The 16,097-nt window shown below is 43.8% G+C and carries 18 protein-coding genes and 1 rRNA gene; 9 read left to right on the plus strand and 10 right to left on the minus strand.

Features of this window, described 5'->3' with window-relative positions; all coding sequences use genetic code 11:
- Positions 1 to 112 precede the first annotated feature (112 nt).
- Positions 113 to 226: ribosomal RNA gene (rrf, locus tag NO992_RS12680) — 5S ribosomal RNA — on the plus strand.
- Positions 227 to 559: 333 nt separating this feature from the next.
- Here the strand turns inward: rrf and NO992_RS12685 are convergent.
- Genes NO992_RS12685 through NO992_RS12700 form a run of 4 tightly spaced genes read right to left on the minus strand, consistent with a single transcriptional unit; the run spans position 560 to position 4,213 of the window.
- Positions 560 to 2,017: an ATP-binding protein gene (locus NO992_RS12685; protein ID WP_371377589.1), complete on the minus strand. Its 1,458-nt coding sequence runs from the start codon at positions 2,015 to 2,017 to the stop codon at positions 560 to 562.
- On the minus strand, positions 2,014 to 2,745 hold the full coding sequence (locus tag NO992_RS12690; protein WP_371377592.1) for a response regulator transcription factor: 732 nt from the start codon (positions 2,743 to 2,745) through the stop codon (positions 2,014 to 2,016). The genes NO992_RS12685 and NO992_RS12690 overlap by 4 nt, the downstream gene beginning before the upstream one ends.
- A gap of 52 nt (positions 2,746 to 2,797) precedes the next feature.
- Entirely contained in the window at positions 2,798 to 3,505 is a 708-nt protein-coding gene (locus NO992_RS12695) for a spondin domain-containing protein (protein ID WP_371377596.1), read from the minus strand.
- A 9-nt stretch (positions 3,506 to 3,514) separates the two neighbouring features.
- Positions 3,515 to 4,213: a spondin domain-containing protein gene (locus tag NO992_RS12700; RefSeq protein WP_010378306.1), complete on the minus strand. Its 699-nt coding sequence runs from the start codon at positions 4,211 to 4,213 to the stop codon at positions 3,515 to 3,517.
- A 395-nt stretch (positions 4,214 to 4,608) separates the two neighbouring features.
- Between NO992_RS12700 and NO992_RS12705 the strand changes: the two genes are divergently transcribed.
- Positions 4,609 to 4,794, plus strand: coding sequence for a hypothetical protein (locus NO992_RS12705; RefSeq protein ID WP_081629139.1), 186 nt, complete (start codon positions 4,609 to 4,611; stop codon positions 4,792 to 4,794).
- On the opposite strand, the gene NO992_RS12710 is transcribed toward NO992_RS12705, so the two are convergent.
- The 6 genes from NO992_RS12710 to ettA form a co-directional block, all read right to left on the minus strand.
- Complete coding sequence (locus NO992_RS12710; protein WP_371377599.1) at positions 4,772 to 6,739, minus strand: FAD-dependent L-amino acid oxidase; 1,968 nt, start codon at positions 6,737 to 6,739, stop codon at positions 4,772 to 4,774. The two genes, NO992_RS12705 and NO992_RS12710, sit on opposite strands and share 23 nt — an antisense overlap.
- Before the next feature lie 365 nt (positions 6,740 to 7,104).
- Positions 7,105 to 8,274 carry a glutathionylspermidine synthase family protein gene (locus NO992_RS12715; RefSeq protein ID WP_349195487.1) on the minus strand — a complete coding sequence of 390 codons (1,170 nt, stop codon included), beginning with the start codon at positions 8,272 to 8,274 and terminating at the stop codon, positions 7,105 to 7,107.
- Positions 8,275 to 8,386: 112 nt separating this feature from the next.
- Positions 8,387 to 8,983: a DUF1190 domain-containing protein gene (locus NO992_RS12720; protein ID WP_010378313.1), complete on the minus strand. Its 597-nt coding sequence runs from the start codon at positions 8,981 to 8,983 to the stop codon at positions 8,387 to 8,389.
- A 9-nt stretch (positions 8,984 to 8,992) separates the two neighbouring features.
- Positions 8,993 to 9,397, minus strand: coding sequence for a DUF350 domain-containing protein (locus NO992_RS12725; protein WP_010378315.1), 405 nt, complete (start codon positions 9,395 to 9,397; stop codon positions 8,993 to 8,995).
- A gap of 44 nt (positions 9,398 to 9,441) precedes the next feature.
- The gene (locus NO992_RS12730; RefSeq protein WP_010378318.1) at positions 9,442 to 9,807 is read right to left on the minus strand and encodes a PilZ domain-containing protein; all 366 of its coding nucleotides are present in this window, start codon (positions 9,805 to 9,807) and stop codon (positions 9,442 to 9,444) included.
- Positions 9,808 to 10,349: 542 nt separating this feature from the next.
- Positions 10,350 to 12,014, minus strand: a complete 1,665-nt coding sequence (ettA, locus tag NO992_RS12735; protein ID WP_010378320.1) for an energy-dependent translational throttle protein EttA — start codon at positions 12,012 to 12,014, stop codon at positions 10,350 to 10,352.
- Positions 12,015 to 12,438: 424 nt separating this feature from the next.
- Here ettA and NO992_RS12740 point away from each other — a divergent pair, with 424 nt between their 5' ends.
- The 7 genes from NO992_RS12740 to NO992_RS12770 are packed head-to-tail and all read left to right on the plus strand — an operon-like array spanning position 12,439 to position 15,942.
- Positions 12,439 to 12,717, plus strand: coding sequence for a DNA-binding transcriptional regulator (locus tag NO992_RS12740; protein WP_010378322.1), 279 nt, complete (start codon positions 12,439 to 12,441; stop codon positions 12,715 to 12,717).
- Positions 12,692 to 13,054, plus strand: coding sequence for a hypothetical protein (locus tag NO992_RS12745; protein ID WP_039496108.1), 363 nt, complete (start codon positions 12,692 to 12,694; stop codon positions 13,052 to 13,054). The genes NO992_RS12740 and NO992_RS12745 overlap by 26 nt, the downstream gene beginning before the upstream one ends.
- 20 nt (positions 13,055 to 13,074) lie before the next feature.
- Entirely contained in the window at positions 13,075 to 13,494 is a 420-nt protein-coding gene (locus tag NO992_RS12750; RefSeq protein WP_017218911.1) for a glycoside hydrolase family protein, read from the plus strand.
- Positions 13,482 to 13,889: a 3TM-type holin gene (locus NO992_RS12755; protein WP_017218912.1), complete on the plus strand. Its 408-nt coding sequence runs from the start codon at positions 13,482 to 13,484 to the stop codon at positions 13,887 to 13,889. Before NO992_RS12750 ends, NO992_RS12755 begins: the two co-directional genes overlap by 13 nt.
- The gene (locus NO992_RS12760; protein ID WP_010378331.1) at positions 13,886 to 14,134 is read left to right on the plus strand and encodes a hypothetical protein; all 249 of its coding nucleotides are present in this window, start codon (positions 13,886 to 13,888) and stop codon (positions 14,132 to 14,134) included. Before NO992_RS12755 ends, NO992_RS12760 begins: the two co-directional genes overlap by 4 nt.
- A gap of 60 nt (positions 14,135 to 14,194) precedes the next feature.
- The gene (locus tag NO992_RS12765; RefSeq protein WP_239357721.1) at positions 14,195 to 15,037 is read left to right on the plus strand and encodes a baseplate J/gp47 family protein; all 843 of its coding nucleotides are present in this window, start codon (positions 14,195 to 14,197) and stop codon (positions 15,035 to 15,037) included.
- An 8-nt stretch (positions 15,038 to 15,045) separates the two neighbouring features.
- The gene (locus NO992_RS12770) at positions 15,046 to 15,942 is read left to right on the plus strand and encodes a phage tail protein I (RefSeq protein ID WP_371377606.1); all 897 of its coding nucleotides are present in this window, start codon (positions 15,046 to 15,048) and stop codon (positions 15,940 to 15,942) included.
- Positions 15,943 to 16,097 lie beyond the last annotated feature (155 nt).

Raw genomic sequence — 16,097 nt, forward strand, 5'->3', positions numbered from 1 at the left:
ACTCAGAAGTGAAACAAAACAGCGTCGATGATAGTGTGGATTACCCATGTGAAAGTAGAACATCGCCAGGGCCAAATTTAATATAAAAATAAAAACTTAAAAACAGTATTTTCCTGATGACCATAGCGTTTTGGAACCACCTGACCCCATACCGAACTCAGAAGTGAAACAAAACAGCGTCGATGATAGTGTGGATTACCCATGTGAAAGTAGAACATCGTCAGGGCCTAATTAAAGAAACCCGCTACAGTAATGTAGCGGGTTTTTTGTTTTTTGATCCAATATATCGCGAGATAAACTCGCTCTCACCACAGCATAAGTACAGTGCAATATAGTAGGCGGTTTACCCACCGATTTGTGTGCATACATATCCAAGTCGAAAACGTTGAAGGCTTTCCCAATCTACAAAGTGATCACCTTCGCGAGATAATCTCGCTCTCACCACAGCATAAGCAAAGTGCAATATGGTAGGAGGTGGTTTATCCACCGATTTGTATGTCTATACGCCGAGAACATGTTACTTTTCCTTTTAGGTACAAAAAGAAGGAAAGGTGGAAAATCAAAGTGGTAGTGAAATTGTAAATTTACAACCTCGGTTTAGCTTGCTTGATACGCTAATATTTCCTTTTAATAATTTAACGAGCTCGTTTGTGATCGCAAGGCCAAGCCCTGCATTGTGTTTACGGTTACTTAGGCTATTTTTAGCCTGAAAGCTAGCGTCGAATATATAGGGAAGGTCAGTGGCATTAATCCCAATGCCAGTATCATTAACACTCACTAAAGCAATATCTTGTTGTTGCTGTAATGTGAGCTGTACTTCACCACCAGCATGAGTGTGCCTGATAGCGTTATCGATGAGGTTTGATAGGATTCTGTCTAATTTCCCGATATCACTGTATATACTAACTTCGCTTGCTTTAGGGCTTATTAACATGGTTATTCCGCGCTGTTTAGCCTGCAATGTAAACTTAGCCGCAACGTCATACATAAGTTCAAGTAGATTAAAGGGCTCAATATGAAGTTTGGTATGTCCAGCTTCTAGATGGGCGAGTTCAAAAATCTGTGCGATAAGATGATTGAGCTGATTTATATTTTTGCTGGCAATTTCGATATGCGAAACGATATTTTTGTCACTCGTTTGTTTTTCTATCAGCTCAATGTAACCTTTAAGCGAGGCAAGTGGTGTGCGAAGATCGTGGCTTAGCTGTGAAAGTAATTCTTTACGTTGTTCATCTTTGAGGTTAAGTGTGGTTAATTGCTGCTGAATTTTATCCAGCATCGCATTGACGCTGCGACCCAGCTGATGGATCTCATCATGTTCTTCGGGCCAATTTATTTGGGCATCACGACTAATATTAAAATGGTTTTGGCTGACTTGATCTATATATTGAGTCAGTCTGGACACGGGCTTGGTGATTTTATTAAGCAGTAGCAAGACGACAACCAGCAAAAAGAACAAAGTGCCTAATAACCAACTTACGCCGAGCATCACCTTATCTGAATTTTTTAGCTGCTCAATAATGCTATCGTATTTTGACGAGCCGATGATGATATATAGATAACCCTGTAAAATATTCTGGTTAAATACAGGGGCCACAGAGAAAATTTTACTGCCGTTAACGCTCCTCGGGTCGTCACCAAATACAGGTAGTTGGCTATCGCTCTTTAGGAGCTTTTTTAATGGGGTAACATCAATTTGCTGACGTTTAACCTCTCCAGGGGCTGCAGAATAAGTTAATAGCTTACCTTCAGGGGAGACAAAATAAAACTCGAATGAGGGGCCTAAGATCATCAAGATGTGAAATAGATTACTCAAACCATCATAGTCGTACACTCCCTCTTTTATCAGGGGGTTATCGTCGACAAGATGGGTCGCAAGTGCGAGGTGTAATTGTTGTTCTGCTTGAGATTTAGACACTTGAGATAGCGCTTGAGTCCACCACACAAAAATCGCTGCAATGACAACGAAAGTGACAAATAAGGTCAGTGCGAGTTTTTTGTAGAGTGAGAGCTTCATACGCTATGCCCACTAAGAGAGGCCGAATTTAACTTGTAACCAACACCCCATACTGTTTCGATCACCGTATTATTTGAAATAGCTTCAAGCTTTGCCCTCAGACGATTAATATGGGAGTTAACGGTATGCTCGTATCCTGAGTGTTGGTAGCCCCATACTGACTCTAATAACTGGGTTCGAGAAAACACGTGATTTGGGTGTTTAGCAAAAAACTGCAGCAGCTCAAATTCGGTTGCGGTAAGGTCTAATCTAACATTAGCCAACGAAATTTCATGACAACAGGCATCGATAACTAGGCTCCCAACTGCAATTTTATCGCTTGGGAAATTCGCATTTTCAGTTTGCATTGGTTGCTTAAGTTGCCTGACATGGCGTAGCTGTGCTTTCACTCTTGCTTGCAATTCTCTCGTATTAAAAGGCTTGCATATATAGTCGTCCGCACCAACTTCAAGTCCAATGATCCTATCGATATCGCTACTTTTTGAGGTGACGATGATGACACTACTCATAGGGTAAAGCGCCTTCAGCTCTCGACAAAGGGTTAGTCCATCCATATTAGGTAGCATTAAATCCAGTAAGATCACGGCAAAATCGTTCGCTTTAGCAACCGACAATACTTGGCTGCCGTCGGCAACATGCGTGACCTCTAAAGCTAACTCCTCTAAATGCACTTGGAGTAATCTCGCTATGTCTAAGTCATCTTCAACTAGCAACACGTTTTCTAACATAAATAGCCCTTTATGAAAGCGCAAACGCCTATGGCAGACGTTTGCGCATAGGCTATTTAACTCTCTCGATAGTGACTGCAAGCAGCGGGTTATCAAATTTATGGATACTAGTGAGCGTTGAACTTTGGAGTCCATCATCACTACCAACTACACCACTGTGCATCGTCACCATGTTGTGATTATCGTTGCGCTCTGCGTTAAAGCCCTCACCGCTATCTGCTGGGCCTGGTATGGTTCCCGCGGCTTCGCTATTCAGCTCAGTGCCAGCATCGTAGGCAAGTGTTCGATACATTTGCATCTCGCCTACGGGCAGCGCAGAGACGTCTATAGCATTTAGACCGGAGAATCCATCATTGGTATTCACCATCATGGTTAATAGCGATAATTTAAGCTCAGAAAGGTCTGTAGTTTTGATGGAAAGGTTGGTTGTTGCACCGGGGCCCAAAGGTCCATCCGTTGAGACGGATGCTTGTGTCATCTCGTCGGTGATGATGTCGCTGTTATTTCCGCCCTCTGCAAGTTGCTCTAATGCTTCACTTGCTGGCATGCCGACAGTAAAGTAATGACCAGACTGATGAAGCAGCGCTGCAATTGGTGACATAGGCTGTGCATGTGTAAGGTTGGTGATGGTGATGGCAAATTCATACTCAACCGGCTCTGGCTCAACGGGAGGCTCTGGCATCACCATATTATTATCATTGTCTCCACATGCACTGAGCAGGAGCGCAGACATGGCAATTAATGCTAATTTCGCTTTCATAGCTCCCCCTTATTTTACGGTTACTGTTACTTTAGCTACGGGATTTAACCAACGGTGCACGGTGTTATGCAGATCGCTATTACCGCCGACTTGCTCAGCGTCACCTACGTTGCCTCTGTGAATATGGACCATGGTGTTTTCTTCACTTGCTGTAACACCGGCTCCTTGAGTTCCTGGAGCCGTACCTGGTGATGCTGGGATCCCCAAAATACCGGGTGCACCAGAGCCTTCGACAACCAGTTCATTATTCGCTTCAGTACCCGCATCATAGGCATTAAGGTAAACTTCATAGGTGCCGGCAGCGCTTGGAATAGGCCAAGCGTTTAATCCTACAAATCCATCATTGGTAGGAAGTAGCATCGCCACAATTGAAAGGTGCGTATTGTCTTCACTGGTTGATATCGTGACCATTGTAGTGCCTGCGGGTGCAAGTAGCCCCTCAGCTGGGTTGGCGACCATATTGGCGTTTGCGCTTTCGAGAATTTGTCCTAAAGCTGAAATGTCACCGCCTTCGGCCATGGCTTGTAATGCTTCAGATGCTTGCTCACCGAGTTTAAAAAGAGCGGTATCTTGATTATGAGCAGCCACCAGTAAAGGCGTATAGTAAATACCGTGAGTGAGGTTAGTGATCTTTACTTCAAGGTCTTGTGCCAGCGCTGCGCTTGATAAACACGTGGCGACTAGGGTGGTCAGGATTTTTGCTTTCATGATGTACTCTTCTTATTAGGATTAACAGTCTCCTTATCATGGCTGCAAGATATTGAGATAGGCTCACGGAGTTATCACGTTTTTATCACAAAAGCATAGAATACTTATCACAGGGCTCAGATCAACGGAGCTTAGGTTAACTTGAAATACGCCGGAACGGTTTTAGTTGATCGAAAACTATCAATTAGTTCTGCAAGGTAGGACTAATGAGGAGTAAAAACTCCTCATTATTAGGGCCTGTTTATCTTTCAAGTTTGTTTTTGCAGCAGTTTGATTGGTATTTATACAAGGCAGAGCCTGCGTAGCATAGTTGTTCTATGTGAGTCAGGCGATAAAGACTTTGTGCTCCTGCAAAGTCACCTTACCCCACATCCTTGTGGGGCAACACAGTAGAAATGCCAATCAAGCGCTGCCCTTTGGGTTCACCTGAGTGCGCTTTGTTCATTGTTGCTCAACTTTGGCCTAGATTACTAGGCGGCAAGTCGAGCGTCGCGACCAAAACCCACTCAGAAGAACAAAAATCAAACAGCAAAGGTCAACAGGCCCTAGGGAGGCGAGTTAGGGCTTATCGAAATAACTGAGGTTAACGCCAAGCACACTATTGGCATCAGCAAGCGTTACTTTGTCTTTAGTATTTGGCGAGAAGTTAGGATCGATATATTCCATAATCATTTCATTAGCAATTTTCCGATAGGCAATTTGTATTGCTTCTGACGAGCTACAGCCTTGGTCTGTTTCAAAGACCTCGCTTAGTGGCGCTAAACCAAACCCTTTTTGTAGCGCTAAATCTGTCGAACGTAACGCGCCCTCTACCCAGCCCTGATAATCAGAGTAAGCTTCACCGCAGGTAAGCAGATTTGGCAACGGCTCCACTAAATCTTCGATGACATCTTTATCATTCGCGCCAATTGCCCATTGATGTACACCAAAACCAAATTGCAGATTTTCAGGGACATTGAAATTCACATTCCCTTCCCAAATTCGAGCGCTTGTGAGGGTGGGCTGTGGAACATAATGTGTATTAAAAATGTCTTTAAAGAATTGTGTCGCTTGTCGTACAACCGCTTCCGAGGCTGGAAATATATCACTGGGAATAGATTCAACGAGTTCCGACTCACGAGGGTGATGATAAAGCTCACCTTTATTTTGCAGTGCACTCCAAAAATTAATATTTAAATAATCACAGTAAATAGTCAATGCGGCTGGGCGACTGTATTTAGCGGCTTCTATCCCTTCGAGTTTGTGTTGAGTTTCAGAGTTAGGCTCTGCATGACGCTCGTTATACATAAGCGCGGCTGCGAGTTCATCATCTAAAGCATAAAAGGGATAAACAGAACCCGTTGGTAAATCGGCAAAGTTAGGTCCAAAGCTGACAGCTGGACGGCCTGTCATGCCGGTTCCCCACCATGCAGTGTCGTAGTATAAATTAATCTTCAGGAGCGGTTGGTTGCTTGTGCTTTGCAATGTATCCCATAACGCATCGCGCCGCTGCTTTGGTAGTTGTTTGAATACATCCGACGCTATGAACAACTTTTCAAGCGCGAGCCTTGGTAGCCCTAAAATAAGCTTTTCGGCTTTAAATGTTCCTTCGCTTATCTGTCCGTCTTGCTCGGTTTTGGTGTACTTAAGTACATATAGATTGTCTGCTTTATCAAAGGCGATGCTATCGATGCTTGTTTGCAGGTAAATCTTCTCTTTACCTATTTTATCCACCAGCGCGTTTGGCAGGGTGCTAAAGCCGTCTTTAAAGGTTCTAAATTCGACATCTGCAGGAAAGTCTTCCAAAAGCTGATAGGCAACCCCCGCATTCATTTTCGATAAGAAAGTGCCATTAAAGCCCAAAACACGATACAGCATGGTGATACATTCTTGGCTATAACCCATATCAGTGAGTAAATCCCACAAAGACCAATTATACAGCGGCTCACCTTGCCATTGACATTGCAGACGGAACTCCTGCCAAAATTCTGGACCGCGAACCTCAGGCCTTGAATCGAATTTTGGATTCACTTGCAAGATACGATTAAAAACAACATTAATAATATCTTTGGGATTAACGCCTTGTTCGTTTGGGTCGAGGTTATAAAGTGCCGACCAAATATGATAGTCGTCTTGCTTAGCGTCGTTTACCGAAAAGCTGGTCCCGCGAAAGTAGAGTCGGTTATTGCCGTCGCTATTCATAGGGAAAGGGACTATCTGATCTTCTAGGCCCAATTTTAGAAAGAGGGCCATTAGGTCATCCATACCCTCAAATAGAAACCGCATACCACCTTGTTCTTCTTTGACCGTAATAGTGCTGTCAGGTTTTGCTCCAGCGCGGTTATCTCTAAAATGGATAAGATCTGAGTCTAATCTTCCACCTGTGCGGTTGCTGCGCTCAAAAATGGCGAAGTCATCAACGTCTGTTTCGCACTGTAATCGCCAAGCGCTATACAAACCAGACATACCAGCCCCTATCACAGCGACTTTCACCGCGTCTGGAATGGGTTTTTGACTAATATCTGTACCTATTTTGTAGTGAGTCATGTGAGTTCCTTAGTCGACTATGTCTCACACTTTTGAGGCTGACTGCTTTTATACCAATTGGTATTACTTCCTAGCTCGCTAAGTGATCTATAACGTATCTATGCACTCCAACCTGTTGAGTGCACTTTCCAAAAATTTGTTGCAGCAAGGCAAGTATTGCTTTCTCAGCTTGATGCAAAACCCAGATACTACTTTAGTACACTAGTTAAGTTTGTGTTAATTTTTGCGTCGGTTTTGCCAAGTGTTTGTCTAAAAAGTACGAATGGTATGAATTTAATAAGCTTTTATTTTCGGCTGAACACTAATTTGAGGGATGGAACACATTTGTTCCATCCAGACTAACTTATTTAGACGAACCGGAGCATTTAGCCAACAATGATATGGGGTAAGAAACGGCTAAGATCTTGGGTGATCAGACTTTTATCTTCACGTACACCAATTCCAACAGCTTTATCACCGACAATCCATGAACCGATGAGCGTATTGAATCCTGCAAATTTGGGTAAAGGTGAGTAGGCTTGATAAATATAGCCTTCTTCGCCATATCCACCTGCAGACTGTGCAAGCAGCTGTTGATCTTTTCGGATCTCAATATTCGCGCCCTCACGAGAAAATAGCGGCTTTTTCACATAGCCGGACTCACTGTTTGCGATTTTATGCTTATCTTGTTCAAAGTATGCAGGTAACAGATTTGGGTGATTTGGAAAGGTTTGCCATAGCAAAGGTAAAATTGCTTTATTTGATAAAATCGCTTTCCAAGCAGGCTCTAGCCATTGCACTTTTGCTTCTGATAATTGTTCACTATATTCATCTTGAAACATAAATTCCCACGGGTATAGCTTAAACATCCATTGGATTTTTCCATCATCAAGGTCGACAAAGTGTTGGTTATTAAATCCGATATCTTCGATAAAAACTTGTTTCGTTTTGAGTCCAGCTTCCATCGCGCAGCTGCGCATATATTGAATGGTGCCCAAGTCCTCAATGCTTTCTTTGCAGCAAGAAAAGTGTAGGGGAGCACCGCGGTGGAATTTATGCAGTTGATAAAAACGCTCTATCAGCGCTTCTTGAAGGCCATTAAATTGATCCGCATTACGCGGTAGCTTACCGGCTCTTACCTGTTCTTCAAGCCATAGCCACTGCCAGTAACCCGTTTCGAATAAACTGGTGGGCGTGTCATAATTGGCCTCCAGCAGCTTAGCTGGTGACTTACCATCGTAACTAAAGTCAAAGCGACCATAGAGCGCTTGGTCTCGACGACGCCATGAGCGAGTCACTAATTCCCATTGAGACTCAGGAATAGCAAACTGTTGCAGAAGTGACTCATCATTACACACTAAATCGACAAGGTGTAAGAGCATTTGGTGGAGTTCATCACTTGGGTCTTCCAAGTCTTGCTCAATTTGTTTTAACGTAAATTGATAATATGCACTTTCGTCCCAATACTTTTCACCATACATAGTATGAAATTCAAAGCCGTGGGCTTTTGCTTGTTCACGCCAGTGTGGGCGTTCATCAATAGAAATTCTTAACATAAGTGTAAAATCGAACCGTCTAATATCAATGCGTAGATACTTGGTAAACTACAGAGCACTCAATAAAAAGCCGAGTGGACCTCGGCTTATATTTTATCAAGCGAAGGTTGGCTTAGCTGCCCCAACTGCCACTACTACTACGAGAAGCTGTGCGGCCAAATCCACCGCGACTGCGTGATACTGAGCTGGCGCGAGGCTTGTAATTTATAGTTGAGCTTTTGACCGATGTTGTACCCGAAGACTTTGCAGACGCGACAAACCCGTTTTGCGCATTTCGGTAGCTAAAGAAGTCATCACGAGAGCGATACAGTGGCTTTGCGCCAGAGTAGTAAGTGCCACCTAAGTAAGCCGCTTTCTTCTTTTTGCGCTTTTTCATCATGTCTAGGCCTTCGTCTACTGCTTCTGCAAGTGCAGCAACCATAAAGCCTGCCATAATTGGACGCCAGATCCCACCACTCGAATTTTCACAGCGATCAAAGCCAAAGTCGCTTTCGCATAGCTGTTCAGAGGCATATTTGGGGGCTTCTTGGCGATGGCTATCGAGTGCTTGTTGGTATTGAAACTGGCATGCTTCTTCTTCAATACCGAATGATGTACATTCATCAACGTCTTTAAAAAGTAACGCTGATTCGTCGCTATCACCACACGCGGTCAACCCTCCTGTGGCGCCCATTAATAAAGTCAATTTGATTGTTCTACTCCTTTTCATCTTGACTCCTTAATAGGTCATGCAAGCGGCATTCAAAATTCCGGTCGCAAGCGAGGCACCACCTAAGAACAACCCAGCACTGATGTGATTGTTTTCGATTTTCTCAGATAGCTTTGGCATATAAAGCCTTACCATGAAGAAGGTAATTAACTGCATGACTCCCGCAATAACACCCCAAACGGCAAAATCAATAAGAGAGACTGCATTGACAGCGGCACTGGCGATAGGTAAGACAAAACCAATTAAGGTACCGCAAAACGCAGTTGCAGCAGCAGGGTTGTTTTCTTTAACTAGTTTCCACTCACAATAAGGGGTAACTTTGGAGTAAATAAACAAAAAGACTAGGGTAAGTAAGTAGGCAAGGCCGAAGTAGGAAATAAAAGGGACAAATCCTTGTAAAGAATCCAAAATCATAATTTTCTCTTTGTTATAGCATCGAATTTGAAATCCGATAGATATTAATCATCATCGTAGGTGAGCTGCTCTAGCTCGCGATGTAGTATATCATCATCTCCAAGGTTAAGTTCAATAAGGCGCTTTAAATGCGTCACACTATCAAGATCGATTTGGCGGCAATGTACGCCTAGATGACCCTCTTCAACATGACGAACTTCTACCTCCATCGTAATTTGGATATCACTGCCAGGTAAATAAAAGTTTAAACTTGCTGGGTCATTTTTGAGTGGCACATAACCATCGGGCAGGGTGAGTAACGCGCCATTGAGCGATAAATCCAAGATTTCGCAGCTAAAATCACCGCTTGAGGCCATAAATTGTGCCTCGTTTGAAAAAATAACTCTGGAAAAACGTCGACGTTCTTTCATTACTGATCCTAATAGTCCGTATAGGTAAAGAATAGCTTATATCATTGTGCTCGCTACTAAAAAATGACAATAAATTACGCCGCTTGGATGGAATTGCCACTGAAATTTGATTTGCTACTTGTTTCAACAGTGCGGCATGAATAAAGCTAAGCAGGTATTAAAAAATAAAAAAGGCTCCTAACGGGGAGCCTCAGATTATCATCGTCGATAGACTAGGGCCTGTTGACCTTTGCTGTTTGATTTTTGTTCTTCTGAGTGTGTTTTGGTCGCGACGCTCGACTTGCCGCCTAGTAATCTAGGCAAAAGTTGAGCAACAATGAACAAAGCGCACTCAGATGAACCCAAAGGGCAGCGCTTGATTAGCATTTCTTCTGTGTTGCCCCACAAGGATGTGGGGTAAGGTGACTTTGCAGGAGCACAAAGTCTTTATCGCCAGACTTACGTAGAATGACTACGCTACGCTGGCTCTGCCTTGTATAAATACCAATCAAACTGCTGCAAAAACAAACTTGAAAGATCAACAGGCCCTTATGTTTTAATTATTAGCCAATCTTCTTGTATTTGATACGTTTAGGCTCTGCGGCCTCAGCACCAAAGGTCTTCTTCAGCCATTCTTCGTATTCAGTGTAGTTGCCGTCAAAGAAATTGATTTGGCCTTCATCACGGTAATCTAGGATGTGGGTCGCGATACGGTCTAGGAACCAACGGTCGTGCGAGATACACATAACGCAGCCTGGGAATTCCAAAATCGCATTTTCTAGCGCTCGTAACGTTTCAACGTCTAGATCGTTGGTTGGTTCATCCAGCAACAGTACGTTACCGCCTGCTTTTAGTAGTTTTGCTAAGTGCAGACGATTACGCTCACCACCGGAAAGCTCTTTTACAAACTTTTGTTGGTCATTGCCCTTAAAGTTAAAGCGGCCAACATAGGCGCGGCTCGGTACTTCAAAGTTACCAATTTTAAGAATGTCTTGGCCGTTGGAGATCTCTTGGAATACCGTGTTATTACCGTCCATGTCATCACGGAACTGTTCAACAGTGGCGATTTCAACTGTTTCACCAATAGTGATGTTACCACTATCTGGCTGCTCTTGACCGCTTAGCATTCTAAACAGCGTTGACTTACCCGCGCCGTTTGCACCGATGATCCCAACAATTGCACCTTTAGGTACGTTGAAGTTCAAATCGTCAATCAACAATCGGTCACCGAAGCTCTTACGTAAGTTGCTCACTTCAATTACTTGGTCGCCTAAGCGAGGACCTGGTGGAATGAATAGCTCGTTGGTTTCGTTACGCTTTTGATAGTCGTTTTGCTGAAGCTCGGTAAACTGCGCCATACGTGCTTTAGACTTAGCTTGGCGACCTTTCGGATTTGAGCGCACCCATTCAAGTTCTTTTTCAATCGACTTCTGGCGTGCTTTCTCTGATTTTTCTTCTTGCTTCAAACGTGCATCTTTTTGCTCAAGCCATGAAGAATAGTTACCTTCCCACGGAATACCATGGCCACGGTCAAGCTCTAAAATCCAGCCAGCTACGTTATCTAGGAAGTAGCGGTCGTGGGTGATCGCCACCACTGTGCCCTCGTAGTCATGAAGGAAGCGCTCCAACCACGCAACTGACTCGGCATCTAAGTGGTTAGTTGGTTCGTCAAGAAGCAGCATATCTGGCTTTTCAAGTAACAGGCGGCAGATAGCAACACGGCGTCTTTCACCACCTGATAGGTGCTCAATTTTTGCATCCCATTCTGGTAAACGAAGCGCATCGGCAGCGCGCTCAAGCGCATTATCTAGGTTGTGACCGTCATGTGCTTGAATGATAGCTTCTAATTCGCCTTGCTCTTTAGCTAGCGCATCAAAGTCAGCGTCTTCCATTGCGTACTCTGCGTACACTTCGTCTAATCGAGTAAGTGCGCGCTTAACTTCGCCAACTGCTTCTTCAATTGTTTCACGAACGGTTTTGCTTTCATCTAGTACAGGTTCCTGCGGTAGGTAACCAATCTTAGTACCAGGTTGCGGACGTGCCTCGCCCTCGAATTCATTATCCACACCCGCCATAATGCGAAGTAAGGTCGATTTACCTGCACCATTAAGACCTAAAACACCAATTTTAGCGCCCGGGAAAAAGCATAAAGAAATGTCTTTCAGAATAGTGCGCTTAGGTGGCACAACTTTGCTCACCCGCGACATGGTATAAATATATTGAGCCATGAGTTTCCAATCTCTTTTTTAATTTAGATGTATTTTAGAGAAAGCCTTCCAGTGCTGCAATGTTGATAGTTCAGAACGAGGAAAAAACAATGCCCAAGCTAGTATTGGTTAACCATTGTAATTTTTTATTTACCTTTTAATAAGTTAAATAATTGAACTGTTTATTTATCCAGTTGTCAATTGTAAGCGTATCATTCATAGGTCATTTTTGACCTGTTTCCAATCCGAGAAATCGCTATTATATCACTACGCTGAAGAAAGTTATCAGATGAACATGTTAACGGGCGTGGTGGGTTTTTACCGGAACTAAAAACTCAATGGCAAGGATGAACGGCTACGTTGTTTTCGCTTTTCAGCGATCCCCATTCAGCTAAGCAGAACAAATTTTCACTAGTCGTGTTTATTTTTTGAGGTAAGGAGAACAATGACACTTATAAACACAACCACATCCAGACTGGTGGGTCAAAGCAAACCAGCTCCAACAGGAGCCGAAATTCTTCGTGTTGCGCGAAAGCTCAGAGGTTACACGCAAGCTGAATCAGCCGCTCATTATGGTATTGAGGAGCGTACGTTAAGACGATGGGAAAATAGGGAATATAGCCCACGCTGGAATGATGTTATTGGCCTAGTTGAAGATGTGTACTTACTCGATATTTTAGAAGTGATAGGAAAAATCCATGACCAACAAGCAAGTGACAATTAAACAGGTACGTACTGCCCTTAAGCGCTGGGGTAAGTTTTGGTGTAGTAAAGAGCTAGGTAAGGGCTTTAGCCGTCAAGCTGCAACAGAAGCTATTGGCAGTTCATCAAGCAAATACGTGAGTGCAGAGCAGATGCATGTGCCAGATGAAATTGCTCAACTTACCGCATCAATTGAGTTACTTAGGCCAGAATGTAAGCGTGCAATCCGAGCTAAATACATGATGCATAACAAGGTGGTCGATGCAGCAAAAACATTGGGTTTTGACAGCAAGCGTTCAATGGAGTTTTGGTTATTGAAAGCTGAGCAAAGCTTGATGGTTAATATGTCGACACATTAGCAACAATAAAGGGGAATTGTATGTCCGTAATGAATACAGTAGAGCAACTCAAAAAACATGAGGGGTTTCGCCAATTTCCTTACCTTTGTACCGCGGGAAAGCTGACTATTGGCTATGGTCGAAATCTCGATGATAAGGGGATTGATGAAGAAGAAGCAGAATCACTGCTTGCGAGCGATGTAGAAAATGCTAAAGCGGCGGTGGCGCGCAGGATTGCAACCCAACACTGCAACGATGCACGGATGGCGGTGCTGGTAAATATGGCATTTAACTTAGGGATCACAGGGTTACTTAACTTTAGTCGAATGTTACAAGCGGTCGAAAAAGGTGATTTTGATACCGCTGCGCTTGAAATGTTAGATAGCCGCTGGGCAAGACAAGTGCCCAATCGCGCGCAAGAGCTTGCTCAACAGATGATCTCTGGGGAATGGCAATCATGAGTCTATTAGGTAGCCTATTTTCTGCAAAAACAGTGGCTCCGATAGAAGCAATTGGCAATATTCTTGATGAATTGTTTACCAGTGAAGAAGAAGTACTCAAGCAAGAGCATTTAAAGGCGAGACTGATAGCAAAGCATGCATTAGTACAAGCGCAGATCAATCAAGTTCAAGCAGCGCATCGCAGTGTGTTTGTTGCGGGGGCGAGGCCTTTTTTGATGTGGGTGTGTGGTCTAGGCTTTTTGTTTTCGTTCGTGATTAATCCAATTCTACAGTGGTTAATGCCTGAACATGGTACACCTGAGTTGCCGCTGGATGTGATGTTAGAGCTTACGCTTGCCATGTTAGGGCTTGCAGGGCTTAGAACCGTTGAGAAAGTAAAAGGGGTCAGCAAGTGAATCATCCTGAACAATGGCAAATGAAAAAGGAGTTTAATTTGGCCCACATTCTCACCACCATTGCGCTGTTGGTGTCTGGTGTTATTTACCTTGGCGACTTAGATAAAAGGATCACCACTAACTCCCAAGAGCTTGACCACCTCAAGCAAATTCGCCAAGAAGACCAAAAGCGCATCGAAAAGCGCTTAGATTCTATAGATAAAAAATTAGATACGTTGCTCGGTGCCCGCAGAGTGGGTCCGTAGCGCCGCTATTATCGGCCGTATTGGCTTTCTTTATCCAACCCCATTTAAAAGGAGAGTAGCATGAATAATGCTATCGATTTGACGCGCCTATCTGCACCTGATGTGTTGGAGACAGTCAGCTATGAAGCTATTTATCAGGAATTAGAAGCGCAATTGCAACAGCAGTTTCCAGATTTTCCATTTCTTCCCTCAGATCCAGCAATAAAGCTGATGGAGCTTTTTGCCTATCGTGAGGTATTGCTGAGGCAGCGTGTAAATGATGCCGCACAATCTGTGATGGTGGCATATGCTACGGGCAGTGACTTGGATCATTTGGGTGTTTTGTTCGGTGTAGCGCGAGAAGAAGCGGAATCGGATGAACGCTATCGTTTGCGGATCCCACTTTCTCTTGAAAGTCATTCAATGGGAGGCACGTCTGGTGCTTATCAGTACCATGCGTTTACCGCTTCTGCAAAAGTGAAAGACGTATTTGTTGAATCAACATTGCCGGGTATTGTTGAAGTCCATGTGTTACCAGTTGCTGAAGTGGTGACTTTGGAAGATAAAGAAGCACTGAGAACTGAGGTGTTACGTTATCTCAACGACGAAGATGTTAGACCGCTTACGGACCTTGTACGCGTGCATTTGGTAGAGCCAACGGCCTACACGATTGAAGCCGAGATTTACTTTAATGCAGGTATTAATACGGAGCAGGTTAAAGTGTCCATCCATCGTGCAATTGAAAACTTTATTCAATCGCATTACTTGCTCGGGAAAGAAGTACCCAGCTCGGGACTTATTGATGCCTTGCATCAAGGAGGAGTAAGAAAAGTGAAGCTTTGCTCGATGCATGACGACCTCTCACCAAGTGCTAAAAATGCCGCTTACTGTCGCGATGTGCAATTACATTTTCCAACGGAGTAAGGTGAGCTATGACAAGTTATCATAAATTACTGCCACCTGGCACATCAAAGCTGGTTCGCACTATTGCTGAGCAAGTTGAAGACTTACCGAGTAAGCTTGAGGTAACACCAACTATCCCAGAATATGTGGGCAAGCAATGGCACCCACAGACTTGCCCAGAGGCTTTATTACCTTGGCTTGCATGGTCTTTATCAGTAGATGAGTGGGATGAAAGCTGGCCGGTAGATACTAAACGGGCATTTATCGCCAATTCGGTCAAAGTGCATAAGCACAAAGGTACCGTTGGCTCAGTAAAGCGAGCATTGGCAGCGCTAGGGGTAAGCGTTGAGTTTTTTGAATGGTTTCAAGAAATTGATGATATAGCACTGGCGCCTTATCAATCAAAGCAGCCGCATACCTTTATGTTTATCGCGTGGGCGAATGAAATTCCGTATACCAGTGACGCTGTGATCTTAAGTCCAGAGCTTTACCAAGCCGTTAAAGATGTTACCGATAGTACTAAACCAAAACGTGCCCACTTCGATTTTCTAGTTGGTGCCAAAATGAGTTTAAAACTGCAAACTGCCTCTATTGCCAGTGGTTTGCAGGTTGCGAGAAAGTCAGCGCAAACTGAGGCCGTAAAAGCACCCGCTGCCACCGTATCAGCGGCATTTGCATTGGCAAGCAATAAACAAATCGCAGCGACAGGCCGGTATATGAAAAGCCAGCATGTGAATGCGTATTTACAAAGCTCTGCGCGAGCAGGGCTTCACTTAAATAACCGCCGTCATGTGGTTAGCCGAATTTATTTAACCAATGAGCAAAGATTGCCTGCCGCCAAGTTTGACTTTACGACGGAACTTGCGAGCACTTTGCACTTTACTAATCGTCGTTTTCAAGTGGCTAGATTCTACTGCCACGTATAATCATCGCAGCAATTTAGCCTACAACCGCTATTGGAATAGCGAATAAACACTTCAATTGATGTCATCAGCGTTTACCCAGCGGTAGTACCTATTGGTATAAAACCCATTGCTGTCATTTCATATCAATGTGCTTCATAAACCAGCTTATCAAACGA

This window comes from Pseudoalteromonas sp. DY56-GL79, from assembly GCF_041414765.1.
Classification (GTDB): domain Bacteria; phylum Pseudomonadota; class Gammaproteobacteria; order Enterobacterales; family Alteromonadaceae; genus Pseudoalteromonas; species Pseudoalteromonas piscicida.

Bases quoted from the DNA above. Each gene is read 5' to 3' on its own strand.
- NO992_RS12685 (WP_371377589.1), bottom strand. From the start codon at position 2,017: ATGAAGCTCTCACTCTACAAAAAACTCGCACTGACCTTATTTGTCACT.
- NO992_RS12690 (WP_371377592.1), bottom strand. From the start codon at position 2,745: ATGTTAGAAAACGTGTTGCTAGTTGAAGATGACTTAGACATAGCGAGA.
- NO992_RS12695 (WP_371377596.1), bottom strand. From the start codon at position 3,505: ATGAAAGCGAAATTAGCATTAATTGCCATGTCTGCGCTCCTGCTCAGT.
- NO992_RS12700 (WP_010378306.1), bottom strand. From the start codon at position 4,213: ATGAAAGCAAAAATCCTGACCACCCTAGTCGCCACGTGTTTATCAAGC.
- NO992_RS12705 (WP_081629139.1), top strand. From the start codon at position 4,609: ATGCCAATCAAGCGCTGCCCTTTGGGTTCACCTGAGTGCGCTTTGTTC.
- NO992_RS12710 (WP_371377599.1), bottom strand. From the start codon at position 6,739: ATGACTCACTACAAAATAGGTACAGATATTAGTCAAAAACCCATTCCA.
- NO992_RS12715 (WP_349195487.1), bottom strand. From the start codon at position 8,274: ATGTTAAGAATTTCTATTGATGAACGCCCACACTGGCGTGAACAAGCA.
- NO992_RS12720 (WP_010378313.1), bottom strand. From the start codon at position 8,983: ATGAAAAGGAGTAGAACAATCAAATTGACTTTATTAATGGGCGCCACA.
- NO992_RS12725 (WP_010378315.1), bottom strand. From the start codon at position 9,397: ATGATTTTGGATTCTTTACAAGGATTTGTCCCTTTTATTTCCTACTTC.
- NO992_RS12730 (WP_010378318.1), bottom strand. From the start codon at position 9,807: ATGAAAGAACGTCGACGTTTTTCCAGAGTTATTTTTTCAAACGAGGCA.
- ettA (WP_010378320.1), bottom strand. From the start codon at position 12,014: ATGGCTCAATATATTTATACCATGTCGCGGGTGAGCAAAGTTGTGCCA.
- NO992_RS12740 (WP_010378322.1), top strand. From the start codon at position 12,439: ATGACACTTATAAACACAACCACATCCAGACTGGTGGGTCAAAGCAAA.
- NO992_RS12745 (WP_039496108.1), top strand. From the start codon at position 12,692: ATGACCAACAAGCAAGTGACAATTAAACAGGTACGTACTGCCCTTAAG.
- NO992_RS12750 (WP_017218911.1), top strand. From the start codon at position 13,075: ATGTCCGTAATGAATACAGTAGAGCAACTCAAAAAACATGAGGGGTTT.
- NO992_RS12755 (WP_017218912.1), top strand. From the start codon at position 13,482: ATGGCAATCATGAGTCTATTAGGTAGCCTATTTTCTGCAAAAACAGTG.
- NO992_RS12765 (WP_239357721.1), top strand. From the start codon at position 14,195: ATGAATAATGCTATCGATTTGACGCGCCTATCTGCACCTGATGTGTTG.
- NO992_RS12770 (WP_371377606.1), top strand. From the start codon at position 15,046: ATGACAAGTTATCATAAATTACTGCCACCTGGCACATCAAAGCTGGTT.